We start from the raw sequence: 24447 nt of genomic DNA, 5'->3' as shown, positions 1-24447 counted from the left end.
ATTACACGGATAGACCACGGTGGCCTGCGTCTCCCGGCGCGGCCCTCAACCTCCTCGAAGTTTCCTTCAGTTTGTCTCCTGTTCCTTGTTTCCTGCGTTCCTTCTACTGCGGCGTCGAGCGTTGCGCCGACGACTGACTCTTGCTCTTGCTCCAGCCCGACTCCAGGATCGCGCGCTCTTCTTCGTCCGGATTGGTCGCGTCGAAAGCCGACGCATGCGGTTGCGCTGCACTAGCCGCGTTGTCTCCTGATGCGACTGTGCGGCGGACCGTGGGTGACGGTGGACGAGTACCGCTTTGCACGCTTGCCGGTGTGCTGTTCGCCTCGACGGGAGGCGACACAATGCCCGCGCGCACCGGGACGGCTTCGTTGATCGGCGCGACTGTGTGCAAGGTCGGCGAAGCGGTATTGCCTGGAACCTGGATGGCGGCCGCAGGCTCGGGTTCGGGCTGCGCTGATGCGCGTGCAGCGGCGGTCGTCGGCGCGCTGCGTACCAGTGACGTGGCGGGCGCCACGTCCGGTCCGTCCGGCATGGGGACAAAAGCCGGTACTGGCGGGCGAGGCGGCGCGGCTTGCTGTTGCGGCGGCGGGGAATACGACTGTGACGTGAGCGGAGCCTGCGAGCCCGTGCCTATGCGGGTTGGCTCTGGAACGGCCTGCGTGGCGACAGGTGAGCGCAGCGTCGTCACTACAACGGGTGCGGCCGGTGCAGACGGCACGGGCGTCGGGATAGGCGTCGGTGCCCCCATCGCGGCGACGGCACGCGCGTGCTGCGCTGCCGAGACGGTGACAGTGGGCCTGCGCGTCGACGCAAGGGGAGGCGCGGCCGCCACGCGCGGCCCCGGCACGAACATGGGCGCGGGAGCCGCCGCCGTCTGCGCGTTGTTGTGGGAGGCGCCATGCGCCGCTGTGGCCGCCGGCGCGGGCTTATTGAGCCAGCCCGACCGGGCGATCGCGTGTTCGACGAGCGTTTGCGCTTCCACATTGCTGGCATCGATCGTCAGCACGTCGCGGGCATTCTGACGCACGCACACCCACGAGCCGGTCGCCTCGCAACCGCGTGCGACTTGCAGCATTTCATCGCGTGCGTGTTCCAGACCGGTGAGATCCGCCTGGGTCCGCTGCACATTGGCGGCGCTCAGTTGCGACGCCGGGATCTTCGAGAACCGGCGGCGCGCCGTAGTCAGGTCACCGCGCGCGATGGCGTCACGCGCGGCCTGCAGATTATCTGTCGCGCTGGCTAGCCCGGTTGCCGCGCGGCCGGAGGAGGTGTCGGTGGGCAAGGCTTCGCGGGCGGCAACGGAGGGTGCGGCCGCAGTCTGCGCCTGCCTGAGCGCTGCAGCAGACCTGGCTGGGGATGGCGCCTGCGCCGGCGCGCCCGCGGCAGGCCCAGGCGTGGCATGCGCGTCTTTCATATCGATGGCGCCGTACGCGCTATGCCCGGCCGGCTGTTCGGCACGGCTGGCGTCGTCACCGCCGCTGCTGCCGTGCTGCGAATAGATGATGCCGCCGGCTACCAGCGCCAACGCCACTGCGCCCAGGGTGACAGTCTTCGACGTCTCCCAGCGCTGCTCGCCGGCGTCAGCCAGTTCGGATTCTTCCGGCACGCTCGGGTACGGTGACGGGATATTGAGTGCTTCGCGGCGCGCGCTGAAGGGCAGGCGCAGGCCTGTCGAGAGCGCGGCGGTCTTCACGGCCCGGAAAGTCGGACCATGCTCGGCGCCGCAATGCGGACAGGTATCGGCATCGCGCGGAACGTCGTTGCCGCAACGCTTGCAGGTCACGGACTCGGATGATGAGGGAAAGAAGAGACGGGCCATACCAGAAACCTCCCGGGACACAAGGGTTGTCCTTCCCGCTTGCGTGTCCGGTTTAATCGGACAAAACGCTCACTCGTATGACGAAATGCTTCGGACTCCCTAGGCTGGACATGCGCCGGGGGAGCCGGACCCAATATGTGACATCTCTGCGGCGGCGTCAACACGCCCGGGAGCGGCGACGCAACGACCTCGCCGCCCCGCTCGAATGCCTGCTTTGGCCCCGCCGGTCAAGGCGCTGGCGAACAGGTAAAAGCGGCCTTTGGTTTCGTCGGCAGGAGCCTAGGTTCTGTCCGAATATGGCGCTGCGCAGCGGCCCGAAACTGGCCGCCGCGGATTCGAAAAACAACAGCCGGAGCCCAATTATTTTCCGGTGTTTACGCTGATTGGCACACTGAGTAATAAATTTGAGCCAGACTGGCAATTTGGTAGGATGTATGTGCGCCGCGAGAGGCTGGGCGCAACACCCCAAGATCCGTCAAAAATACAAGTGACTCACCATCCGATGCTCGCCGGCTGACCTCGGCAGGTTACCCCGGCATCGAGTCTGGAGAAGGGACATACCGATGGACATGCCGTCTAAGGGAGAGAATGCGCAGCTCATACGGATCACCTGGCCGTTTCTCGTCGTCATTCTTGTCCTCGTTTCGCTCGCCATTTTCAGTATCGACATCATGTCGTCGGTACGGGCATACATCGGCGGGGAAAGTATCTGGTCGAAAGGCCAGAAAGACGCGGCGTTCTATCTCAACCTGTACGCCGAAACCGGCTCCGACAGTACCTACAAGCAATATCTGAGCGCCATGGAAGGCCCGCGCAACCTGCGCACGGCCCGTCTGGCGCTCGACCAGAGCAAGCCCGATCCAACCACCGCACGCCGGGCGCTGATCGCGAGCGGCGTGCATCCAGACGACGTCAGCGATGTCATCTGGACCTTCAAGATGTTCCGCCACGTCAGTTATTTCAGCGAGGCGGTCGGTTACTGGTCGCGCGGCGACGCCGAAGTGGCGAAGCTTGAGCGGGTCGGCAACGAGTTGCATGCGCGGGTCGCGGCCGGTGGCTTGCCCATGACCCTCGTGAGTGCCTACAAATCGCAGATATCGACCATCAATGCGACCATTGCGCCGCTGTCATGGGGTTTCTCACAGGTATTGAGCACCGCCTTCCGCAAGACGGCGTCGCTGCTGCTGACCGTCGACCTGGTCGCCGCGCTGTTGCTCGTATGCCTCTCAACGGTGCATGTTAGGCGGCTGATCAGGCAGCGCGGGCGCATTGAGGCCGCGCTCAAGCAGAGCGAGGCGCGTGCCAAGGCGACGCTCGGTTCGATCGGCGAGGCCGTGATCGCGACGGGGCCGTCGGGGCATATCGAATTCATCAATCCGGCAGCCGAGCGGATCGCCGGACGTCTGGCGGACGACTGTCTCGGACGACCGCTGGTCCAGACCTTCAGGTTGCTGCACGCCGATAGCCGCCAGCCGCTCGACCCGATCGAGGACGCCCGTGCGGGCACGCGCCCGGACGGCGAAGCCGCCGAAATGCTGCTGCAGCGCCGTGACGGCGCCGAAATCCGCGTGCAGGCGGTGACGTCGCGGATCAGCGCTGCCGGCGCGAGTCCCACCGCGGCCGATGCGGAATCCGGCTTCGTGCTGATCCTGCGCAACATGACCCGCGAGTACGAATATATCGAAAGTCTTGCCTGGCAAGCCACACACGACGGGCTCACGGCGCTCGTGAACCGCGCCGAATTCGAGCGGCGCCTGCAGCACGCGCTGGGTACCCGCTGGAGCGAGGTGGCGTCGTGGCTGCCGGCGGCATCGGCGCTCCTGTTTCTCGATCTCGACCGCTTCAAGGTGGTCAATGACACCTGCGGCCACGCGGCCGGCGACGCCATGCTGCGTGAAGTCGCGTTGCGCTTCGAAGCCAGCCTGCAACCGGACGACACGCTCGCGCGGCTGGGTGGCGACGAGTTCGGCGTGCTGCTGCAGGGTTACGACACCCCGGGCATCCAGGCGGTCGCGGAACGCCTGCGCGCGTGCCTGAATGACTTTGTCTTCAACTGGGAGGCGCAACCGTTCACGACCAGTGTGAGCGTCGGCGTGGTCGACTTGCGCAACACGGAAATGAGCGTGGAAGAGGCCATGCGACTCGCCGATATCGCTTGCTACATGGCGAAGGAACGCGGCCGCGACCGGGTGCAACTGGCCGACCTGGGCGACCGCGAACTGGCGCGCCACGCGAGCGAAGTATCGTGGGGACGGCGTCTCAAGCAGGCGCTCGAACACGATCACTTCTGCCTCTACATACAACCCATCGTGGCCGTGGGCGATGGCTTGCCCGCCTCTTCGGAAGGGCAGCGCGCTGAATTGCTGCTGCGCATGCTCGACCCGGCCGTGACCAACGGCGTGATTGCGCCGACCCTGTTCATTCCCGCCGCCGAACGGTATGGGCTGATGACGGCTATCGACCGTTGGGTGATCCGCAATGCCTTCGATATGCTTTCACGTACCCGTCATAAGCGTTTCAAGGAATATGCGATCAACCTGTCGGGCGCCTCGGTGGGCGACGAACGTTTCCTCGGTTTCGTGCGTGAGCAATTCCAGCGCACGGGCGTCTCCCCTGGCATGATCTGCTTCGAAATTACTGAAACGACCGCGATTGCCAATCTGGCGTCGGCGGCGCGGTTCATGCACGAGTTGAATGCGCTCGGCTGTCATTTCGCGCTCGACGACTTCGGCGCCGGCATGTCGTCCTTCGGTTACCTTAAGCATCTGCCGGTAGAGTATTTGAAGATCGATGGCAGTTTCGTAACCGACATGGTGCTCGATCCCGTGAGCCGCGAGATGGTTGCGGCCATCAACGAGATGGGCCATTCGATGAAATGCCGGACCATCGCGGAATATGTGGAAAGCGAAGGGATCCTGCGGGCGCTGCATGCGCTTGGGGTGGATTATGCGCAAGGGTATTACATAGGGCGGCCAACGCTTTGGACAGAGCCGGCCGTCCTGACATTAGCTAAGGAGGCGTGATGGGGGGTAGGTTTACAAGAGAAGGCGACCTCAAGAACGCAGCAAGCTACCCACTTTGGTTGCAGGAAGTTTTGTTGGAAACCGGTGCGGCGAAAAGCCGTGTGACGTCTCATCCTCTTTTTCGGTCATTGCGCGACGGCGAGCTCGGCCCGCGCGAAATGCGTGCCTTCCTGATCAACGGCTGGCCGGTGATCAATCAGTTTCCGCAGTACATGGGCATGAACCTGCAGAAGATCGGACCCGAAGAAACGCCGGGCTCGCGCATGGCGCGGCGGTATCTCACGCGCAATATCCGCATCGAGCAGAATCACGCTGATTATTGGGTCGACTGGGCCGCGGCCCACGATGTTTCGCGCTCGGATCTGCAAGCCGGCGAAGCGCCCGCGCTTGCGTTTGCGCTGAGCCACTGGTGTTGGAAAAGCAGCAATTCGGACCCGCTGCATGCGTCTATAGCGGCGACTAATTTCGCCGTTGAAGGCGTGACCGGAGAATGGTCTACATTGCTCTGCAGCCGCGACACGCTCGCACACAGCTACCCTGAGTCGATCCGCAAGACGACCATGCGCTGGCTCAGGATGCATGCCCATTACGACGACGCGCATCCATGGGAAGCACTCGATATAGTCGCCACCTTGCTGGGCCGCGCGCCGCGCGCGGCCGACGTCCGCGATGTCAAACGAAGCATCCAGCGCAGCTATGAATACTTCGAGGTCAGCTTGAACTGCTGCCTCGAAGTGTGATTGCCTGCGGCTTTACATCCCTACTTCGATAACTGCAGTTTGCCGTCCAGCCGCCGGTTCAGTCCGAGCGGATTGGCGGTTTTCAGCGCGTCCGGCAGCAAGCCTTCTGGCATGTCCTGGTAGCTCACCGGACGTAGGAAGCGGTCGATGGCGAGACTGCCCACTGACGTTGATCGGCCATCGGCGGTGGAGGGAAAGGGGCCGCCGTGGACCATGGCATGCCCAACTTCCACGCCTGTGCCGAAACCATTAACGAGAATACGGCCGGTGCGACGTTCCAGCGCCGGCAGGAAACGGCGGGCATCGACGTAATCCGCTTCATCTATGTGCAGGGCCGCGGTCAACTGACCTTCCAATTGCTCCACCAGCTCAAGCATCGTGGCCAGATCCGGGCATCGCACGATCAGCGAAGCCGCGCCGAAAATCTCCTCGTGCAATTCCGGATTGGCGCGGAACGCTGCAGCGGTGGTCGAAAACAACGCTGCTTGCCCCTGCGTCGCGCCTTTGGCCGCACAGCCTCGCGCGAGCGTCTTGACCTCGCCGTGCTCCGCTGTCTTGTTCACAGCCGATTCGTAAGCCTTATGAATACCCGGCGTCAGCATCGTGGCGGCGGGCGTTTCGCTCAGGGCGGCAGCCGTTGCTTCGATGAACGCATCGAGCTCAGGACCGTCGATGGCAAGCACCAGGCCGGGATTCGTGCAGAACTGGCCGGCGCCCAGCGCAAGTGATCCGGCGAAGGCTTTGCCGATCGCCGCGCCACGATTTTTAAGCGCGTGCGGGAACAACAAAACCGGGTTGATGCTGCTCATCTCGGCGTAGACCGGGATCGGTTCGCGACGTGCTGCCGCGAGCTTCATCAACGCCGTGCCGCCGCCGCGCGAACCGGTGAATCCCACCGCCTTGATGCGCCGGTCCGAGACGAGACCCTGGCCGATGTCACGGCCGCTATCGAAGAGCAGGGAGAACGTGCCTTCCGGCAAACCGCAGTCCGCGACCGCTTTTTGCACGGCGCGTCCGACTAGCGCCGATGTTCCCGGATGCGCCGAGTGGGCCTTCGCGATCACCGGGCAACCGGCGGCCAGTGCGGAGGCGGTGTCACCGCCCGCTACCGAGAACGCCAGCGGGAAGTTGCTCGCGCCGAACACGGTGACGGGTCCGAGCGGCACATAACGCAGCCGCAGGTCGACTCGCGGCAGCGGCTGGCGCTGCGGCTGCGCAGGATCGATACGCACGCCCAGGAAGTCGCCTTCGCGCACGACGGCCGCGAACATGCGCAACTGGCCCACGGTCCGGCCGCGTTCGCCTTCAATGCGGCCGCGCGGCAGGCCGCTTTCAGCCACGCAGCGGTCGATCAAAGGATCGCCGAGATCGAGGATGTTCTGTGCGATCGTTTCCAGGAACTTGGCGCGAGTGTCGAGCGGGAGTTCGCGATAGATGTCGGACGCTTGCCAGGCGAGCGCGCAGGCTTGCTCAAGCTGGTCGAGCGAAGCGCCGCCGAAGGCGGGCTCGAGCGGCTCGCCCGTGGCAGCATTGATACCCTTGATTGAGCCGTTCGTGCCGCGAAGGGTCTGTTTGCCGATCAGAAGATCGCCGGAAATTTCCATGATGGTTCGAATCCTGTTGGTGTAATCAAAGTGTGCGGATTGCGTGGCGTGCCAGCCTTACTTGCCCCAGCTCAGCACGAGCGGATCGAGGCGGCGTGCGACTTTCATCAGGCCGGCGCGGGTCGACGGATGCATCGCGGCGAACGGGTGACGCGTGGTGTCGGAGCGGATCACGCCGCCTTCCATCATGAGCGCTTTGCAGGCGGCGAGACCGCATTGGCGGTTCTCGTAGTTGATGAGCGGCAGCCATTGCTCATAAAGCTCGGCGGCGCCTTCCGTGTCGCCGGATGTGTAGGCGTCGACAATCTTGCGAATCCCGTCCGGATAACCGCCACCGGTCATCGCGCCGGTCGCGCCGGCATCGAAATCCGGAATCAGCGTGATGGCTTCTTCGCCGTCCCACGGGCCAATAATTGCATCGCCGCCCAGCTCGATCAGTTCGCGCAGCTTCGACGCCGCCTGCGCCGTTTCGATCTTGAAGTACGACACGTTCGCAACTTCCTTCGCGAGCTTCGCCAGAAACGGTGCGGAGAGCGGCGTACCGGCGACCGGCGCGTCCTGGATCATGATCGGGATGTCGATGGCGTCTGACACGCGATTGAAGAACTCATAGATCCCGCGTTCGCCCACGCGGATGGTCGCGCCGTGATACGGCGGCATGACCATGACCATCGCGGCGCCTGCATCCTGCGCGGCGCGGCTGCGGGCCGCGCAGATATCGCTGCTGAAGTGCGTGGTGGTCACGATCACCGGCACGCGGCCGGCCACGTGTTCCAGCACGGCCTTCTGCACCGAGGCGCGTTCGTCGTCGGTGAGCGCGAATTGTTCGGAAAAGTTGGCGAGGATGCACACGCCGTGCGATCCGGCGTCGATCATGAAGTCGATCGCGCGCCGCTGGCCATCCAGGTCGAGGCGTCCGGAGGCGTCGAAGACGGTCGGGGCGACCGGAAACACGCCGCGGTAGGTCGCGCGGTTAGTCTGATTGGGCATTGGAAGTCTCCATTGTGTATTTGAAAACACTATAGGTGCTGGCCGAAGGCGCTGTATAGTGAAACCTTTCCATCTCGTGATCGCTTTTGCGACTCACCCATGAAATCCACGCTGGACGTATTAATGGGCCGCTTGCGCATGAAGCAGCTGCAGTTGCTGATTGCGCTCGATGACCACAAGTCGCTGCATAAAGCCTCGAGCGCGATGTCGATGACGCAATCGGCTGCGAGCAAGGCGCTTGCCGAACTGGAGTCGATGCTGGAAGCGCCCCTCTTCGAGCGTGCGAAGAAAGGGCTGGTGCCGAACCAGTTCGGCTTTTGCGTCATCCGCTACGCGCGGCTGCTGGCGGCGGACCTGACCTCGCTGTGCCAGGAAGTCGCCGATATCCGCTCTGGCACGGGCGGCCGACTCGCGGTGGGGGCAATCATGGGATCGGTGCCGGATCTGGTCGTGCCGATCCTGAACGAGTTGCAGGTGAGCAATCCGGGTTTGTCGATAGAAATCGTGGAGGACACGAGCGCACGGATGCTGGCGCTGCTCGACGAAGGGCGGTTGGATCTGGTTGTGGGCCGCTCGATCGTCAGCGATGAACCGTCGAGATATCTCTATCAGCCGCTGGGGGACGAGCCCTTGTCCGTGGTGGTGGGCTACGATCATTCGCCGTTCGCGGCCCGCGAACTGACGTTCGCCGATCTGGGCGGGCATCGGTGGGTTACATACCCGAGCGCCATGCCAATGCAGGCGCTGTTGCAGCGTGAGATGGATCTGGCGGGGGCGCAGGTGCCGGTAAGTGCGATCTCGACGGCGTCGACGTTCGTAACGGTCGCGCTGCTGCAATGTAGCGCCGACCTGGTGTCGGTGCTGCCCGCGGGCGTTGCGACGCTGTTTTGCAAGCACCGTATGCTGCGCACGCTGCCGATCGGATTCAAGTCGAAGTCGCAGACGTTCGGAATCGTGACGCGCAAAGTGGGGGTTTTGTCGCCGTCGGCGCGGCAGTTTGTTCAGCGGTTGATGGACGCAAGTACGTCGATGTCGCTCACTGCAGCAAGCCGGGGCTGAGGTCGGCCGGAGGTTGGCGAAAGCGATCGGCGCACTCCCGCCATTCAGTCGTCTTATACTTTAGCTACTCGCGTCCAATGCCCGGACCGAGCGTTCCGGCGCGCGCTATCCCCTGCAGACCGGCATAAGCACTACTCCAGGCGCCGACCCGGCGCGCTACCGCTTACGGATCTCGGGCATGAGCCAAATTACCACCGGCGCCTTGAATGGCCTCGTCACCGCCTTGCGTGGACAGCAGACGCAGCTCACCGACCGCTGGATTCAACTCGTCTTTGGCGACGCCGAGGTAGAGCATTCCGACGATCTCACCTACCGGCAGCTTGCCGACCATGTCCCGCGCATTTTCGACGAAATCTGTCTGGTACTCGAATCGCAGGATATGGATTCGCAGGAGCACGCGATCGAACACGACGCGCGCGAGCACGGAAAATGGCGCTGGCAGCAGGGTTATCGGATTGATGAACTGGTTCGAGAACTGGACTTGTTCCGCCAGGTCCTGCTCGCGGCCATTGGCGATTACGCGCAGCACAATCCTTCGTTCGATCGCAAGCGTGAGGAGCGTGCGCGTCTGATCACCGATCAGACGCTGAGTTTCGTTACGCTCACCTCCGTTCGCGAGGCGGTCAGCGAACGCGACCGGAAACTCGACGAATACACCGGCATGCTGGAGCGCGCGAATCAGGAACTGACTTTCCGGGAACGGTTGATCAGCGAACTGTACGAAACGCGCATGCAGGTCGCCCGGCGTGTCACTCACGATCTACGCAACTTCCTGAACGTATTCGCCACGGCGCTGCAATTGATCGGCCGCTCGCAGGCGAAAAACGACCGGGCGATTGCGCTCGCGAAACGGCAAGTCACCGACATGGCCGCGCTCGTCGACGAAATGGGTGAATACTCGAAAGTGCTCGGCGATGATTCCATCCTGACGGTGGAGCGTTTTGACCTGACCGACCTTTTTGACGAACTCATGCAGCTTTGCCATTCGTCGGCCAAGGCGAAGGGGCTGACGCTCAAGGGGCGCGTTGATCCGGCATTGAGCATGATCACGTCCAACCGGCTGAAGATGAAGCAGATTGCACTGAACCTGTTGTCCAACGCAATCAAATACACCACGTCGGGCGAAGTGGAACTGGCGATCGTCGCGTCGGCCGCGAAACACTGGACGCTGCGTGTGTCGGACACGGGCATGGGAATCAGCGAGGAGGATCGCGAACGGGTGTTCGAGGAGTTCGAACGCGCGGCTTCGGACGAGATTCCCGGCACCGGACTGGGACTGGCAATTGTGAAGGAACTCGCCCGCGAACTGCAGGGCGTGATCCGCTTTGAATCGTACAAGGGCCGCGGCACCGTGTTTGAAGTGCTTTTTCCGCTGGTGCTTGAAATCGAAGGTGCGGCTTCGGCGGATTGAGGCTGGCGCGTACCGGATGTTTCCCGGCGTCGCTGCTAAGCATAGAAGTTTTATGTGGTTCCAGTATTTTTCCTTTTGTTTAACATCGGGTGGCTAGCATTTGCTGATGCTCGCTGCCGCATTGGGGCGGCGAGCCACCCGGACAAAAGGAGTCTTCAACCGATGGCAGACGTATTCGCCCGCAGGGCATCCGTTCTCCATTCGCAGCTTGACCCCGACGCACGTCCCGCCGCCGCGCAGAAACCCAATCATGCGAGTCCGGTTTCTCCGTGGCTGCGCTATGTATCGTGGAGCATGCCGATTCTGCTGTTGATCGTGTGGGAGTTGTTCGCGCGTCTCGGCGCGTTGTCGCCGAACGTATTGCCCGCGCCGTCGAAGGTCGCTCTCACCGCCTTCGAGCTTGTGAAAGAAGGGCGTCTGATTGGCGACATGGCGGTGAGTCTGCTGCGCGCCGCAACCGGTTTCGTGATTGGCGGCTCGATCGGTTTCGTGCTCGGTACGGCTGTGGGCTTTTCCAAAGTGGCTGAGGCATTTCTCGATCGCAACATCCAGATGCTGCGCGCCATCCCGTTTCTTGCGGTGCTGCCATTGGTGATCGTGTGGTTCGGCGTGGGCGAGGCAGGCAAGATCTTTCTGGTATCGCTCGGCGTCATGTTTCCGATCTACATCAATACCGTTCTCGGGATTCGTCAGGTGGATCCCAAACTGATCGAACTCGGTCGCGTGCTCGGGCTGTCGAACTGGACGCTGATCCGGCGGATCGTATTGCCCGGCGCGTTGCCGTCGGTGCGTGCCGGCGTGCGTTATGCGCTTGCCACGGCGTGGCTCGCACTGGTGGTGGCGGAGACCATTGCGACCAGTACGGGCATCGGCTTTCTCGCGATGGACGCGCGCGAATTCCTGCGTACCGATGTGATCGTGATGACCATCGTGATCTATGCCGCGATCGGTGTGCTGGCGGATCAGCTGGCGCGTTTCCTCGAGCGCCGCTTGCTCTCGTGGCATGTGAATTTTGCGAAGGTGTCCCGCTGATGAATGCAGCCTTGAAGCCTTCGGGTCCGGCGGTTGTCGTTCGTCATCTGCGGCGTTCGTACGGAGAGCGAATCGTTATCGATAGTTTGAACCTGCGGATCGAGCGGGGCGAATTCGTCGCGTTGCTGGGCGAAAGCGGCTGCGGCAAGACCACCTTGCTGCGGGCATTGTCGGGGCTTGATCCTATAGACGGTGGTTCGATCGACGGGCCGCGTTTGCCAGCTATCGTGTTCCAGGAGCCGCGTTTGTTGCCGTGGGAGACGCTCTCTCGCAACGTCGCGCTTGGGCTTGCCCCGGGTCCGAAAAGCCATGCTGCCGCGCAGGCGGCGCTGGCGGAGGTCGGTTTGGGCGAACGCCTGGAAGACTGGCCGCGTAATTTATCCGGTGGCCAGGCGCAGCGCGTGGCGCTCGCGCGTGCGCTTGTGCAGGAGCCGCAACTGTTGTTGCTCGATGAACCGTTTGCCGCGCTCGACGCGCTGACGCGTATCAAGATGCAGCGTCTGGTGAAGCATTTGATCGAGCGCCATCAGCCGGGGGTCTTGCTCGTGACGCACGATGTAGATGAAGCGATTGCCCTCGCGGATCGTGCGCTGATCATGCGCGGCGGTGCGATTGCCGCCGAGTATCGGGTGACGGAGGCCGGCAGGCCCGCACTGCGGGAGACGCTGCTCGCGCAACTCGGCGTGGACGCCGACACGGCCACTCACTAGTCCCCAGCGTCTCATCCCATTCAATTTGTCTTGCCTCTCGCCGGCCTTCAACGGCGGGCGGGATTCCGTTCATCTGTTCGACTCCAATTCGTCATGTCAAATCCAAGTTCCTCCATCTGGTCGCGCCGCCGCTTCCTCCAAACCACCGTGGCTGCATCGGCGTTGGCCACCGGCCTCACCGCTTGCGGCAGCCGGAAAACCGGCACGGTCCGCCTCGGCTGGGGACTCGGCGGCTTGCCGATGCTCGCCAAAGTCCGTGGCGAATTCGAGAAAACCCTCGCGAAAGACAATGTCAAAGTGGAGTGGATCGGACCATTCCCCAATCACGCGCCATCGCTCGCGGCGGTCACCGGCGGCAGCGCGGACTTCAGCTTCGGCGGCAGCACGACACCCGCGCTGGCTGCCATGATCGCGGGGTCGCCACTCGTGTTCACGCAGTTTTGTGTCGTCGATCCGCGCAGCACGGCGATCATCGCGAAGGATGGATCGGGTATTGACCGGGTGGAAGATCTGGTGGGCAAGACGGTAGCGGTGAATCGTTCAGGACTCGGCGAATTCCTGCTTGTGGCCGCGCTCGAAAAACACAAGGTGCCACGCGATGCGGTGAAGATTGTTTATCTGAATCCGCCCGACGCGGCGCCCGCATTCTCGCAAGGCAAGATCGATGCATGGTCGATGTGGAGTCCCGGCGTGGACATTGCGCGCGCGAACTACAAAGGCCACAACATCTTTCTCGAAGGGCGGGACCTGGATTTCCAGATCGATTTCAATTCCTATGTGACCACGCGCAAGTTCGCCGAGGACAACGCCGATCTGGTGAAGGCAGTCAACGCCGCATACGCACAGGAAGCGCAATGGGCATCGGACAACTCGCTCGAAGCCGAGACCATCGCCCAGCAGCAGGGTCATTACAGCGACGAAGTCCGCAATACGCTCAGCAGCATGAAGCGCAAGTTCAACATGCACGGCGTTGGCGACAAAGCCTTCGTGCAGGATCTGCAGACAGCGGCGGACTGGCTGGCGGCGCGCAGTGTCCTGCCGCAGAAGATCAATGTCTCGGACTATCTCGCGAAGGTCTGATGAAACGGCGTACCGTGTTGAAGCGGGGCGTCCATGCTATTGCCGCCGGCAAGGGTCCGGAGGTCTGTCGGCGAGGACCGGATAGGTTGCGGAGATCGTTCGCCCCGTGGGCGAGTTCGACGAGCTTTGCCAATGATGGGTCAGTCGCCAGGCCGTGTATGGCTGCGTGATGCCATCGCCACGGACACCGTCACCAGAAGGGCACCGGCCCACAGCATCGCGCTCATTGGGACATGCAGATAAACCGACAGGAAGAGGGTAGACAGAACCGGGATCGCATAGCTTAGGACAGCTGTCTTGCGCGGATCACCGCGCTTCATTGCAAAATCCCAGAGGTAAAACGCGCCGCCCATCGGTCCTAACCCCATGTACATAAGAACACTGGCATCGGTCATCGTCACATGCGGCCACGAAGACCTTGAAAAATAGAGTGCAAGGCACCCGAGGCCGGCGCTCAAACAGAAAAGCCCAACGGAGTGACTGGGGACTTGCCGATAGCGGGTGCCCAGCAGCGAATAGGCGGCCCAGGCAAATGCTGATAGCAGCGCCAGCGCGTAAGCGACGCACGTCGCCGCGATCCCGGCATGGCTTATCCCCAACGTCGTCGAACCTGCTCCGCTTCCGGATGCCGTGCCCCAAGATGCGAAGCAGGCCAGGATTGCGCCCGCGAATCCTATGGCGGGCGGCACGAGATGGCGGCAGCTGACACGGACGTCGCGCGTGAAGACTGGGGAAAGAAGGACGATCAGAATCGGCCACAGATAGTGGATCAGGCTGACTCCGACCGGGTCACCAAGTTGGAGCGCGTAAAAATAGACGACATGGTATGCAAACATGCAGGCAGACCCAACGACAGCGAGTAGCGGAGGCATCCGCCAGTCGCGCGCCCATGGTAATCCGAGCAAACCACCCACCGTCAGGGCGATTCCGTTGACGAATAGGGTCGGTAGATGACCGAGCACGACCACGCATGATGCAAGCGTGCTCCACATCAGCACCGTGAGCGCGACTCCGAATAAAGCCATCGACAGGATCCCCCAAAACGCTTGACTCTGCGGTATGTCTTCTTGCGAGTCATCCTGCGTAGCGCAGGGGGCGCGGCGCGGTATCTTGCCAGTAAAATAGTAGAGAGCAGCAGAGGGTCCGGTGACGGAATACAGGTCAATCAAGGTTCATCGGCTCCAATTCGCGAGGTTGAAAACGTGGCAGCAGAATCTGCTGCCGGGCCGCTATCGCACGAAATCAACTGCCGACGCCGATCTCGACATCAGTAACGGCTGCTGCCACGAGTCAATACACTGTGAGTTCATCCTGTGAACAACTGAGGGCAACTTGTTATGAAACTCACCGACTTCGATACGCTGACGTTTGACTGCTATGGGACCTTGATTGACTGGGAGACCGGGATCTTCCAAGGTCTGCGTCCTCTTCTTGAGCGCGTCAAGCAGCCGCTGACGCGCGATCAGGTTCTTGAGGCTCATGCACGCCACGAATCCTCGCAGCAGAAATACACCCCTGCCAAGCGGTATCAGGAACTGCTGCCGATCGTGTACAAACGACTGGCCGAAGAATGGCAGGTGCCGTTCACGCTCGGTGATTGCGTAGCGTATGGGAAGTCAGTGCAGAATTGGCCAGCTTTCGAAGATTCGGTAAGCGCGCTGCAATACCTCAAGAAGCATTATAAGCTGGTTATCCTGTCGAACATCGATAACGAAAGCTTCACCTACAGCAATGCGAAGCTGCAGGTCGAGTTCGACGCGATCATCACGGCCGAAGACGTCGGTTCGTACAAGCCGTCGCCGCGTAATTTCGAATACATGCTGGACAAGCTTGGCGAGCGCGGGATCAAGAAGGAAGCAATCTTGCATACCGCCGAGAGCCTGTTTCACGATCACAAACCCGCAAACGAATTTGGCCTGGCATCGTGCTGGATTTATCGCCGCCACGATCAGGAAGGCTTCGGTGCGACAATGAATCCGGGTCAGCAGCCCAAGGTGGACTTCCGCTTCAACAATATGGCTGGCCTGGTGAAAGCGCATCAGGAAGCCTTGCTGCAAAAGTAACGCCTGATAGGGTCTGCCGCCGCGCCGATTCGAACTCGCCCGGCAAGAGATAGAGGACGTTGCGCGGCACATTGCGGGCCGCGCAGTCCAATGTGATTTATTTTCTTGGGAGGTTCAAGTGCGACTCACTGATTTCAGGGCGCTCACCTTCGATTGTTACGGCACGTTGATCGACTGGGAACGCGGTATAACGACGAGTCTCACGCCTCTGATCAAACGCCTTGAGAAGCCGTTGACGCGTGACGATGTGCTTGAAGCGCATGCGCGTCACGAGGCCGGTCAGCAGCGCTATACGCCCGAGATGCCATACAGGGAGTTGCTCGCGGTCGTCTTCAAACGGCTCGCAGAGGAATGGGGCGTTCCCTATACGAGGGACGAGGCTGAAGCATACGGACGGTCAGTGGGGCAGTGGCCTGCTTTCCCCGACTCCGCGAGTACGCTTCAATATCTCAAGAAGTACTTCAAGCTGATCATCCTGTCCAACGTTGACAATGAAAGTTTCGCGAGTAGCAGGTCGATGCTGCAAGTAGACTTCGACGCGGTTATCACAGCGGAAGATGTCGGTTCGTATAAGCCCTCTCATCGAAATTTCGATTACATGCTTGATATCCTTCCTTCCCTTGGCGTGCGCAAGGAAGAGACGCTGCACATTGCGGACAGCATTTTTCACGATCACGAACCGGCGGCCGAGCTCGGCATAAAATCGTGCTGGATCTACCGTCGATTCGAGCAAAGGGGTTTTGGCGCCACCATGCGCACGGTCAATGAGCCGTCGGTTGAGTTCAAGTTCACGAGCATGGCGCAACTGGTGAAGGCGCACCACGAAGAGCTCAGCAGAGGGTGACAGACAGACCCGCCTGAAAAATCACCGGACGCGAGAGCACCATATGACCACTCGACAGAAACTGGATCGGATCGACATCAAGATCCTGGCGGAACTGCAGAAGAACGGCAATATAACGAATGCAAACCTGGCCAATGCAGTCGGGCTGTCGCCGAGTCCATGCCTTCAGCGTGTCAAACGGCTCGAATCGTCGGGCATCATCGCAGGCTACGGCGCACATCTCAATCTTGCCAAGCTGACGACTACGGTAACGGTGTTTACCGAGGTGATGCTGAAAGACCATCGACGCGAGGACTTCATCCGGTTTGAAGCGAATGTCCGGGAGATCGACGAGATCATCGAATGTCATCTGGTCAGCGGAGGTTATGACTATCTGCTGAAGTTTCTCGTCGGCAATATCGGCCACTATCAGGAGGTAGTGGAAAAGCTGCTGGATCTCAACATCGGCATCGAAAAGTACTTCAGCTACATCGTCATCAGGTCGCCATTCGTGAAGCACGCCGCGCCGTTGGACAGACTGCTGACAGACGAACAATGAAGTCCGTCTCGTCGGCAATCAATCGCGCCGCACCGGTGTGAAGACATCCGGTTGGCGTCCATAAGGAAGCCGTAGTAATCAGGTATATCGATTAAGCGATGGCTTTGCTGCGTAATGCCGCTCGCACATCGGCATGTTCGAGCAAATCGTCGAGCGTCTTCTTGACACGCTCGAACATCAACGCGAAGTCGTCCTGCGTGTAGCAGAGTGCGGGCGCAAAACCGAGGATGTTGTCGCCGAACGCGCGGAATATGATCTTGTTTTTGTACGCGGTTTCGAAGATGCGTTCAGGCAGCTTGAGCGACGCATCGAATCCTTGTCTGGTATCTTTGTCCGACACCAGTTCGAGCGCGCCGAGCAATCCGATATGGCGCGCGTCACCCACTAGCGGATGCGTCAACAACGCGTCAAGCCCATTTGCGAAGTGCGGCGCTTGCACGATGCCGTTGGCCAGCAAACCGCCCTCGTGATACAGGCGCATGACTTCGAGTCCGATCGCGGCACTGACCGGATGCGCGGAATACGTCTGGCCGTGGCCGATCACAACCGACTTATCCGCGCCGTCCGCTATGCCCTGATAGACCGCGTCCGAGATCAGCACGGCACCCATGGGCGCGTAGCCGGCGGTCAAGCCTTTGGCGACGGTCATCAAGTCCGGTTCAACGCCTTCAGTCTCGCACGCGAAGAGGGGGCCGGTGCGCCCGAACGCGGTGATTACTTCGTCGGCCACGAACAGGATATCGAGCTTGCGGCAAGCTTCACTCATTGCCTTGAGCCATCCTGCAGGCGGCACGATGACGCCACCGGAACCCTGCACCGGTTCGCAGAAGAATGCCGCGACGTTTTCGGCACCGAGTTTTGCAACCTTGGCTTCGAGGGCGGCGACTGAAGCCGCGATGATCGCCTGCGGATCGTCAGGTGTCGCGCTGCGATAAGGATAGGGCGATGGGATATGGTGCTGGGTGGGCAGCGGTACGTCGAAGTTGCGATGGAAGCTCGCAATCGCGGTCAGGCCGGCACCGACGGACGATGACCCGTGATAACCCCGTTCGAGCGCAATGACGTGCTTTTTCGACGGACGATTCGTCGCGTTGTAGAAGTGCGTGATGAAGCGGATTGCCGAGTCCACCGCATCGGAGCCGCCGAGTGTGAAATAGACGTGTTGCAAGGACTTGGGAGCCCGGCTGACGAGTTGTTCCGCAAGTTCGATTGCCGGCTCCGAGCCGAAATGAAAATAGCCGGTGGCGTAGGGCAGGCGGGCCATCTGCTCAGACGCGACTTTGACGATGCTGTCCTGCCCGTAACCGACATTGACGCACCACAACCCGGCGAAGGCATCCAGCAGTTCATTACCGTTTGCGTCGCGCAGATAAGCGCCGCGGCCGGACTCGAGAATGGTGACGCCGCGTGCTTCATGTGCGCGATAACTGACGACCGGGTGGATCAGATGCTTGCGGTCGGCTTCGGTGAGTGACTGGATCGACATGGAGGTGACCTCGTTTCGAAAGTGCTTGAGTGTGCCGGCTCGCGTTCCCTGTCGTTCATGTTGACGGGCGACGCGCGTATCGCGAGGCAAACAGCTGAGCCGGTTTCTCAGATTAAAACGTGAAACAGGGCGGCGGTCATCCTACGGAGCGTATGAAAAAAGCCAGTTAGTCTTCTCGAAGTCGATACAGCGCTACCGCTACTTGCAGCTGAAACCGCACCTTTGGATCTTCGAGCGACAGCTTCAGCGTGCTTTCGATGCGCTCAACGCGATAACGCAGCGTGCTGATATGAATGCCGAGCGCCTTCGCCGTGTTGGCGAGCTGGAAACCCTCGTCCGCGAGGTTGCACAATGTTTCCAGCAGCGACTCTCCGCGCCGTTTCTCCGAGAGCGGGCCGATCAGTCGCTCGATGAGCAGATCGCGAGCATTCGGGTCCCCCATCAACGCGCGAGGGAAAAGAATTTCGTCGAATTGATGCAGGCGTCCGGGGCGCAATGTCGGCACGAGCGCGTCTACATCCTGCGCCCCAACGGCCATACCTTTCACGCCAGTGTGAATCCGGCTGATCGCCATGGCCGAGCGTTTATCTGACAGCGCTTCCCACAATGACGTAGTCGATGCGTCTTCCGGAACAATAAATTTAATCTGGTTCAGCCATATCGCGATGAGCTCGGGGAGCTTCCTTGCACGCAACTGGCGCTTGAGCGACTCGACCCAGCGCTCGCGTCGTTCAAGCCCTTCTGTCGTCAGAGGGATGGGCTCGTCGAGCAGAACCAGGCACACGCGATAAGCTTTTGAATCGCTCCAGCCACACACCCGGGCGCGTTCGAGGGCACCGGCTGACGCTGAAAATTCGCCGTCCAGAAGGCCGGCAACAAGCGCATACCCAAGGCGGTCTTCCTGTTGTGCAAGTTGCCGCTGGTGCATCATGTGCAGCGCTGCGACCATGCTTGCATGTTCGATTGCACGCGCATCGAGCTCCTGGGTTTCGTTGCCTGCAAGATCGAGCCAGATGAGTGCGACGACGGTATCGTGCAGACGTACGGGGAAGACGATGCGATGCAGCAGCGCTGCCTCCGTAGCGAACACCACCACGAACGGCCGTTGCATTACCGTGAAGTCGGCAGGCAGCGAGCCACCCTGCACCGCAGCAACGAACTGAGGTTCGAGCACAGTGAGTGCTTCGACCGAATCCGATCCACCCAGGATGCCGCCAGCCGGATCGGTGAATGTCACGAAGCGCCCCAGCAGGCTGGTCAGCGCGGCTGCGATGTCCGACAGGCTTGTCGCTGAGACGGCCGCGTTGGTGAGTGCCCGGTGCAGTTTTTCGGACCGCTCGATGATGTTGCCCTGGAAGTTGATGATCTTCGCGAGTATTTCGTGAGTGACCTCGCTGAAGGGGACATCCCAGGGCAGTTCGAGAAGCGGCAGGCCAACCCGGTTGGCCTCTTCAAGCGCCTCAGGCGGGAAGTGTTCGCGAAAGTGGGGCACGGCGAGAACCACGCCCGCAAGCCCCACCTTGTTGAGGTTTCTGACCAGATTTCGTGAGGAAACCTCATCACTTGGCCAGTTGTATCCGGTCGTCAGCAATAGTTCACCCGGCTTCACCCATTGCGCAATGTCGGGATGGTCGACCATGTGAACCCACGTGATCTCCCGGTCCAGCGTCTGCGAACCCGCCACCACTTCGGCGTCACGTAATATCGTCTCCCTGATCGCGGTATCCAGTTTCATTTTTTTCCGTAAAAACGCAGCGTGAAGCGCTAGCAGGGCATGGCCAAGTCGGGTGATCTGCTCGCGACAGGTTGCCGGTAACCGAACAACACGCCGAACAGGCTGAAAGCAGCCGCGAACATCACATAGAACGCGGGCGCCATGGCCGTGCCGGTCTTGCTGATCAGCCAGGTCAGAATCAGCGAAGCAAAACCGCCAAACGTCATGACAGCGAGGTTGTACGCGACCGACAGGCCGGTAGACAATACCTTCGTCGGAAACGTTTCGGAGAGCGCGGCGAGAATCGGGCCGGTGTAGATCGCAATCAGCACGCCGAATACGGCCTGAAAGATGCATAACGTGGCGAGCGACGGGGATGACACGATCATCGCGAACATCGGCCACGCGAGTAGAAGCATGGCCGCCGCTGAACACGCCAGGAGCCATTTCCTGCCGATCTTGTCGGACCACCAGCCGGTGATCGGCGAACAAACCGTAATCACCACGCCGCCCACCATCGCCGCGATGAAGGAGGCTGACTGCTGCAGTTTGAGCACCTTGACCGAGAACGTCGGCATGTAGAAGAGGATGACGTAGATACACACGGTCCACAGCACGACCATCGCGAAGCTCGCGAACGTCTGCCGTGGATAGTCGCGCAGCACGTCGGCAAGCGGCGTCTTGGACTTGTCAGTGGCGTTGAGAAAGACGGGCGTTTCCTCGAGGTTGCGCCGGATGAAGAAACCGATCGGTCCGATCAGCAAACCGGACAGAAACGGAATTCTCCAACCCCAGCTTTCGACATCCTGCGCCGAGAGTCCGAGCGTGATACCCGTGCCGAAACATGCGCCGAGCAGCACGGCGAAGCCAATGCTCGTCTGGATCCAGCTGGAGTAATAGGCTTTCTTTCCCTTCGGAGCATGTTCGGTCAGGAACGCGGTCGCCGTGCCCATTTCCCCGCCGGCGGAAAACCCCTGGAGCAGCCGTGCAATCACGATCAGGCAAGGCGCGGCGACGCCGATCTGCGAGTAAGTTGGGGCGAGGCCGATCAGCGCGGTGCCCGCGCACATCAATAGAATGGTCAGTGACAGAGCCGCCTTGCGGCCAGCTCGATCCGCGTAAATGCCGATCAGGATGCCCCCGAATGGGCGGACCAGAAAGCCGACGCCGAAGGTCGCCACCGACAGCATCAACGAACTCAGGTCGTTGCCGGTCGGGAAAAAAAGCTTGGCGATCGTGATGGCAAAAAAGCCGTACACCATGAAGTCGAACCATTCGAAGCCATTACCCAATACGGTCGCGACAATGGCGCGTCGCCGGATTACCCGGTCTTCGTCGTAGGTTGTCGTCAGATCTACCGTGTTCATCTCCACTCCCGATGCATGCGTGTGACTTCGTCTATGAGGTTGAACGCACGGGTTGTCCGCGCGCTCCCTGTTGGTCATTGGACTCATCCACAATTCGCACAACTACCCTCAAAACAACGCAATGAACACCGTTGGATTCGTATAAAAAATAGGATAAGCGCCAGAAAAAAGGAAACTTTTTTGACTGTTTCGTATGTTTGATAGGTATCTCCTGTTTTTTTGAATTTCTACCCTGTGCCCTGGCCGAAAGTCTTCTGACATAGCATTCACAAATCAGCGCTCGCGCGATCAGGGTTGAACTCGTTGCGCCGATAGCGGAAACCGGGAGGAACAATGACAACGCCAAACATCACCATTGAAGTCGGCGAAGAAATGGTCGCGGGCTTTGCAAGGAAGGGGCTTGGCCAGGTGCGTCCGTCCTCGTCGCGAGACCGTGGCGACGGCCCGTTTCGCCGGCTGGTCCTGCGCGGTGCAACGGTGATGGACGGCACCGGGGCGCCCCCTTGGGGACCCGCCGATATCGTCATCGAAGGCGACCGGATCACTGAAATTGCAGCGGTAGGCGTGCCCGGACTTCCGATCAACGAGCAACGCAGGCCGGCCGCGGGTGACCACGAGATCGACTGCACGGCCAAGTTCGTGACGCCGGGATTCATCGACTGTCACGCGCATATCGGCACCCCGTTTCATGCGGAAAACGGCGAAATGATGCCGGCGGACTATGTGTACAAGCTTTGGCTTGCGCATGGTGTGACGTCGGTGCGTGAAGCGGGCTGCATGAACGGACTCGAATGGACCTGTGAGCAGAAGGCTGCGGCCGACGCGAACCGCATCGCGGCGCCGCACCTGTACCCGTATGTCTACTTTCCTGCCGTCAACGACTACCTCAAGACGATCTACAGTCCCGAAGAAGGACGGCAATGGCTGAGAAGAGTCAGTGAGAGAGGCGCAAAAGGGGTGAAGTTTTTCGGCGCACCGCCGGCGATCATGCAAGCGGCTCTGGACGAGTGCAAGCTGTTGGGGCTGCGTACGTGTTGCCATCATGCTCAGCTATCGGTGGGCCGTATGAACGCGCTCAAGACCGCGCAATGGGGGCTGACAAGCACCGAGCACGCGTATGGCTTACCGGAGGCGCTCTTCGAGGGCAGAACGCTGCAAACGATTGGCGACGACTATAACTATAACGACGAGTACCTGAGATTCTCCACTGCCGGCCAGACGTTCCTCCAGGCGGCGAAACCGGGCAGTCAGAAGTGGAATGACGTGCTGGATGCGTTCCTCGCCGTCGGCCACACTTTCGTCCCTACGATGAACGTGTATGACGGCAACCGGGATCTCATGCGTGCACGCAGGGCTGAATGGCACGACGCGTACACGGACAACACCACGTGGAAGTATTTCCAGCCGCAGCGCGGCGGCCACGGTGCGTATTTTTATCGCTGGTCGGTCACGAACGAAGTCGAGTGGCGCGAGAGTTTTCGCATCCTGATGCAGTTCCTCAACGAGTACAAGAACAGGGGCGGTCGCGTATGCCCGGGCAGCGACTCCGGGTTCATGTTCCAGATCTACGGGTTCGGTTATGTCCGGGAACTCGAACTGTTTCAGGAGGCAGGATTCTCGCCGCTAGAGGTGCTGCGCGCAGCGACCGCTCAATCTGCCGAGCTGCTGGGCATAGAAGACGAGACTGGCGCGCTCGAAGTCGGTCGCTGTGCGGACATTCTCGTGCACGACCAGAATCCTTTGACCGATTTCAAGCTGCTTTACGGAACCGGTGCCTTGCGGCTGAACGACGAGTTGCGTTCGTTGGAACAAAAGCGCTCGATTGAACTGACCATCAAGGGCGGGGTTGTGTTTCCGGTCGATGAGCTACTGGCTGACGTGCGCGCGATGGTGTCGGCCACGTGGCCGGATGGCGAGACGCCCTTCGGATCAACCATCAGGTCGAAGACATGAACGCGACATCCACGCAATTTGTCATCCTCGCCGGTATTCTGGGTAGCGGCAAGACGTCGTTGCTCGAAGCGTTGCTTGACTTGGGCGGCGGTGCATCGACAGCGGTCATTGTGAACGAGGTCGGCGCCATCAACATTGACGGGGCGGTTCTTTCTGAATCGGCTCGTGGCATGACAATGGCAACCCTCAGTAACGGTTGCGTGTGTTGTTCGTTGACGAATGATCTTGTTACGACAGTCGAAGCGCTGGTCGCTTTGCGTGAGGAGGCGGGGCAACAGCCACTCGAGCGCATTGTTCTGGAGTGCAGCGGGTTGTCGCGGCCTGGGGCTGTCATCCGTTCGCTGGAACAACTCGCCAGGTTGCGCTTTCGGCTGCATATTGTGGCCACTTATGACTGTAGCCGTCCACCGCTCGACCGCGATTTCGACGATGCCTGCGCGCAGCTGACTGCCGCACAGACGGTGGTGTTGACCAAGATTGATCTTGTCAGTCCTGACCGGCGCGCGCAGGCGCGCAGCGTAGTCGCCGGCATCAATCCGATGGCGCGTATTGTCGATGAATCAACTGCGTCAATCCGGGCGCGTGAGGCCTTTGCAGAGGTCGATACTTCGCTGCCACCACAGATCGTACACAGCGAGCCAACGCAGGTCAGCGAGACCCTGCTCCATCCTCGCGTGCGCGTGTTCCGCGCCCGGTTTACGCAAAGGCCAAACTGGGAAGATGTGCTTGACTGGCTCGAAAATATAGCCGGCATGACCGGTGATCGGCTGCTTCGCATGAAGGCGATCGTCGCCGGCCCTCCTGGCTCCGATCGGGTTTTACTTCAGAGCGTAGGAACAACGTTCGCTGCGCCCAGACGTCTTGCTACGACAGCATTCGACGACCTTGCCGCAGTGTTTATTGTTCGCGACTGCGCGATGGTGGAACTGCAACAGGTCGAGGGCGCGTTGGGCGTTACGTGGACGGCGCTGCAGCGGTAGCTGCCCGATGTCACCGCCGTTCACGTTGCCCGAT

The 24447-nt window shown here is 60.9% G+C and carries 19 protein-coding genes; 12 read left to right on the top strand and 7 right to left on the bottom strand.

Annotated elements, in window-relative coordinates; genetic code table 11:
• Window positions 1-103: 103 nt before the first annotated feature.
• Window positions 104-1819, bottom strand: coding sequence for a zinc ribbon domain-containing protein (locus BSU04_RS29915; RefSeq protein WP_089163930.1), 1716 nt, complete (start codon window positions 1817-1819; stop codon window positions 104-106).
• Between the two features lie 563 nt (window positions 1820-2382).
• Here BSU04_RS29915 and BSU04_RS29910 point away from each other — a divergent pair.
• Window positions 2383-4842 carry a putative bifunctional diguanylate cyclase/phosphodiesterase gene (locus tag BSU04_RS29910; RefSeq protein ID WP_089163929.1) on the top strand — a complete coding sequence of 820 codons (2460 nt, stop codon included), beginning with the start codon at window positions 2383-2385 and terminating at the stop codon, window positions 4840-4842.
• 74 nt (window positions 4843-4916) lie between these two features.
• The gene (locus BSU04_RS29905) at window positions 4917-5582 is read left to right on the top strand and encodes a TenA family transcriptional regulator (RefSeq protein WP_256983431.1); all 666 of its coding nucleotides are present in this window, start codon (window positions 4917-4919) and stop codon (window positions 5580-5582) included.
• 20 nt (window positions 5583-5602) lie between these two features.
• Here the strand turns inward: BSU04_RS29905 and BSU04_RS29900 are convergent, their stop codons facing one another.
• Together BSU04_RS29900 and BSU04_RS29895 are read right to left on the bottom strand one after the other, a co-directional pair.
• Complete coding sequence (locus tag BSU04_RS29900) at window positions 5603-7186, bottom strand: aldehyde dehydrogenase (NADP(+)) (protein ID WP_089163927.1); 1584 nt, start codon at window positions 7184-7186, stop codon at window positions 5603-5605.
• 57 nt (window positions 7187-7243) lie between these two features.
• The gene (locus BSU04_RS29895) at window positions 7244-8176 is read right to left on the bottom strand and encodes a dihydrodipicolinate synthase family protein (RefSeq protein WP_089163926.1); all 933 of its coding nucleotides are present in this window, start codon (window positions 8174-8176) and stop codon (window positions 7244-7246) included.
• 99 nt (window positions 8177-8275) lie between these two features.
• Here BSU04_RS29895 and BSU04_RS29890 point away from each other — a divergent pair, with 99 nt between their 5' ends.
• The 5 genes from BSU04_RS29890 to BSU04_RS29870 all read left to right on the top strand — a co-directional run bounded on the left by BSU04_RS29890 (window position 8276) and on the right by BSU04_RS29870 (window position 13468).
• The gene (locus BSU04_RS29890; protein ID WP_089163925.1) at window positions 8276-9235 is read left to right on the top strand and encodes a LysR family transcriptional regulator; all 960 of its coding nucleotides are present in this window, start codon (window positions 8276-8278) and stop codon (window positions 9233-9235) included.
• Window positions 9236-9413: 178 nt separating this feature from the next.
• Window positions 9414-10646 (top strand): sensor histidine kinase, encoded by a 1233-nt coding sequence (locus BSU04_RS29885; RefSeq protein WP_089163924.1) that lies wholly within the window; start codon window positions 9414-9416, stop codon window positions 10644-10646.
• A gap of 162 nt (window positions 10647-10808) precedes the next feature.
• Window positions 10809-11678, top strand: a complete 870-nt coding sequence (locus BSU04_RS29880; protein ID WP_089163923.1) for an ABC transporter permease subunit — start codon at window positions 10809-10811, stop codon at window positions 11676-11678.
• The gene (locus BSU04_RS29875; RefSeq protein ID WP_089163922.1) at window positions 11678-12388 is read left to right on the top strand and encodes an ABC transporter ATP-binding protein; all 711 of its coding nucleotides are present in this window, start codon (window positions 11678-11680) and stop codon (window positions 12386-12388) included. Before BSU04_RS29880 ends, BSU04_RS29875 begins: the two co-directional genes overlap by 1 nt.
• Before the next feature lie 93 nt (window positions 12389-12481).
• Entirely contained in the window at window positions 12482-13468 is a 987-nt protein-coding gene (locus BSU04_RS29870) for an NrtA/SsuA/CpmA family ABC transporter substrate-binding protein (protein WP_089163921.1), read from the top strand.
• A gap of 140 nt (window positions 13469-13608) precedes the next feature.
• Here the strand turns inward: BSU04_RS29870 and BSU04_RS29865 are convergent, their stop codons facing one another.
• Complete coding sequence (locus BSU04_RS29865; protein ID WP_144021389.1) at window positions 13609-14637, bottom strand: DMT family transporter; 1029 nt, start codon at window positions 14635-14637, stop codon at window positions 13609-13611.
• Between the two features lie 168 nt (window positions 14638-14805).
• Between BSU04_RS29865 and BSU04_RS29860 the strand changes: the two genes are divergently transcribed.
• The 3 genes from BSU04_RS29860 (at window position 14806) to BSU04_RS29850 (ending at window position 16913) form a co-directional block, all read left to right on the top strand.
• Window positions 14806-15531 carry a haloacid dehalogenase type II gene (locus BSU04_RS29860; protein WP_089163919.1) on the top strand — a complete coding sequence of 242 codons (726 nt, stop codon included), beginning with the start codon at window positions 14806-14808 and terminating at the stop codon, window positions 15529-15531.
• A gap of 118 nt (window positions 15532-15649) precedes the next feature.
• Entirely contained in the window at window positions 15650-16375 is a 726-nt protein-coding gene (locus BSU04_RS29855) for a haloacid dehalogenase type II (RefSeq protein ID WP_089163918.1), read from the top strand.
• A gap of 43 nt (window positions 16376-16418) precedes the next feature.
• Entirely contained in the window at window positions 16419-16913 is a 495-nt protein-coding gene (locus tag BSU04_RS29850; RefSeq protein ID WP_089163917.1) for an Lrp/AsnC family transcriptional regulator, read from the top strand.
• Between the two features lie 91 nt (window positions 16914-17004).
• On the opposite strand, the gene BSU04_RS29845 is transcribed toward BSU04_RS29850, so the two are convergent.
• The 3 genes from BSU04_RS29845 to BSU04_RS29835 form a co-directional block, all read right to left on the bottom strand.
• Window positions 17005-18399 carry an aspartate aminotransferase family protein gene (locus BSU04_RS29845; protein WP_089163916.1) on the bottom strand — a complete coding sequence of 465 codons (1395 nt, stop codon included), beginning with the start codon at window positions 18397-18399 and terminating at the stop codon, window positions 17005-17007.
• Between the two features lie 166 nt (window positions 18400-18565).
• Complete coding sequence (locus tag BSU04_RS29840; protein ID WP_089163915.1) at window positions 18566-20134, bottom strand: PucR family transcriptional regulator; 1569 nt, start codon at window positions 20132-20134, stop codon at window positions 18566-18568.
• 29 nt (window positions 20135-20163) lie between these two features.
• A complete protein-coding gene (locus BSU04_RS29835; protein WP_089163914.1) occupies window positions 20164-21480 on the bottom strand; it encodes an MFS transporter in 1317 nt (438 codons plus the stop codon).
• Window positions 21481-21813: 333 nt separating this feature from the next.
• On the opposite strand from BSU04_RS29835, the gene BSU04_RS29830 reads away from it, so the two are divergent.
• Window positions 21814-23433 (top strand): amidohydrolase family protein, encoded by a 1620-nt coding sequence (locus tag BSU04_RS29830; RefSeq protein ID WP_089163913.1) that lies wholly within the window; start codon window positions 21814-21816, stop codon window positions 23431-23433.
• The gene (locus BSU04_RS29825; protein WP_089163912.1) at window positions 23430-24413 is read left to right on the top strand and encodes a CobW family GTP-binding protein; all 984 of its coding nucleotides are present in this window, start codon (window positions 23430-23432) and stop codon (window positions 24411-24413) included. Before BSU04_RS29830 ends, BSU04_RS29825 begins: the two co-directional genes overlap by 4 nt.
• Window positions 24414-24447: the final 34 nt, after the last annotated feature.

Source organism: Caballeronia sordidicola (assembly GCF_002220365.1).
Classification (GTDB): Bacteria; Pseudomonadota; Gammaproteobacteria; order Burkholderiales; family Burkholderiaceae; genus Caballeronia; species Caballeronia sordidicola_C.
This window is presented reverse-complemented; position numbering and strand designations above follow the sequence as displayed.

Excerpts from the sequence above, each read along its gene's own strand:
- BSU04_RS29915 (WP_089163930.1), bottom strand. The coding sequence starts at position 1,819 with ATGGCCCGTCTCTTCTTTCCCTCATCATCCGAGTCCGTGACCTGCAAG.
- BSU04_RS29910 (WP_089163929.1), top strand. The coding sequence starts at position 2,383 with ATGGACATGCCGTCTAAGGGAGAGAATGCGCAGCTCATACGGATCACC.
- BSU04_RS29900 (WP_089163927.1), bottom strand. The coding sequence starts at position 7,186 with ATGGAAATTTCCGGCGATCTTCTGATCGGCAAACAGACCCTTCGCGGC.
- BSU04_RS29895 (WP_089163926.1), bottom strand. The coding sequence starts at position 8,176 with ATGCCCAATCAGACTAACCGCGCGACCTACCGCGGCGTGTTTCCGGTC.
- BSU04_RS29890 (WP_089163925.1), top strand. The coding sequence starts at position 8,276 with ATGAAATCCACGCTGGACGTATTAATGGGCCGCTTGCGCATGAAGCAG.
- BSU04_RS29885 (WP_089163924.1), top strand. The coding sequence starts at position 9,414 with ATGAGCCAAATTACCACCGGCGCCTTGAATGGCCTCGTCACCGCCTTG.
- BSU04_RS29880 (WP_089163923.1), top strand. The coding sequence starts at position 10,809 with ATGGCAGACGTATTCGCCCGCAGGGCATCCGTTCTCCATTCGCAGCTT.
- BSU04_RS29875 (WP_089163922.1), top strand. The coding sequence starts at position 11,678 with ATGAATGCAGCCTTGAAGCCTTCGGGTCCGGCGGTTGTCGTTCGTCAT.
- BSU04_RS29870 (WP_089163921.1), top strand. The coding sequence starts at position 12,482 with ATGTCAAATCCAAGTTCCTCCATCTGGTCGCGCCGCCGCTTCCTCCAA.
- BSU04_RS29860 (WP_089163919.1), top strand. The coding sequence starts at position 14,806 with ATGAAACTCACCGACTTCGATACGCTGACGTTTGACTGCTATGGGACC.
- BSU04_RS29850 (WP_089163917.1), top strand. The coding sequence starts at position 16,419 with ATGACCACTCGACAGAAACTGGATCGGATCGACATCAAGATCCTGGCG.
- BSU04_RS29845 (WP_089163916.1), bottom strand. The coding sequence starts at position 18,399 with ATGTCGATCCAGTCACTCACCGAAGCCGACCGCAAGCATCTGATCCAC.
- BSU04_RS29840 (WP_089163915.1), bottom strand. The coding sequence starts at position 20,134 with ATGAAACTGGATACCGCGATCAGGGAGACGATATTACGTGACGCCGAA.
- BSU04_RS29835 (WP_089163914.1), bottom strand. The coding sequence starts at position 21,480 with ATGAACACGGTAGATCTGACGACAACCTACGACGAAGACCGGGTAATC.
- BSU04_RS29830 (WP_089163913.1), top strand. The coding sequence starts at position 21,814 with ATGACAACGCCAAACATCACCATTGAAGTCGGCGAAGAAATGGTCGCG.
- BSU04_RS29825 (WP_089163912.1), top strand. The coding sequence starts at position 23,430 with ATGAACGCGACATCCACGCAATTTGTCATCCTCGCCGGTATTCTGGGT.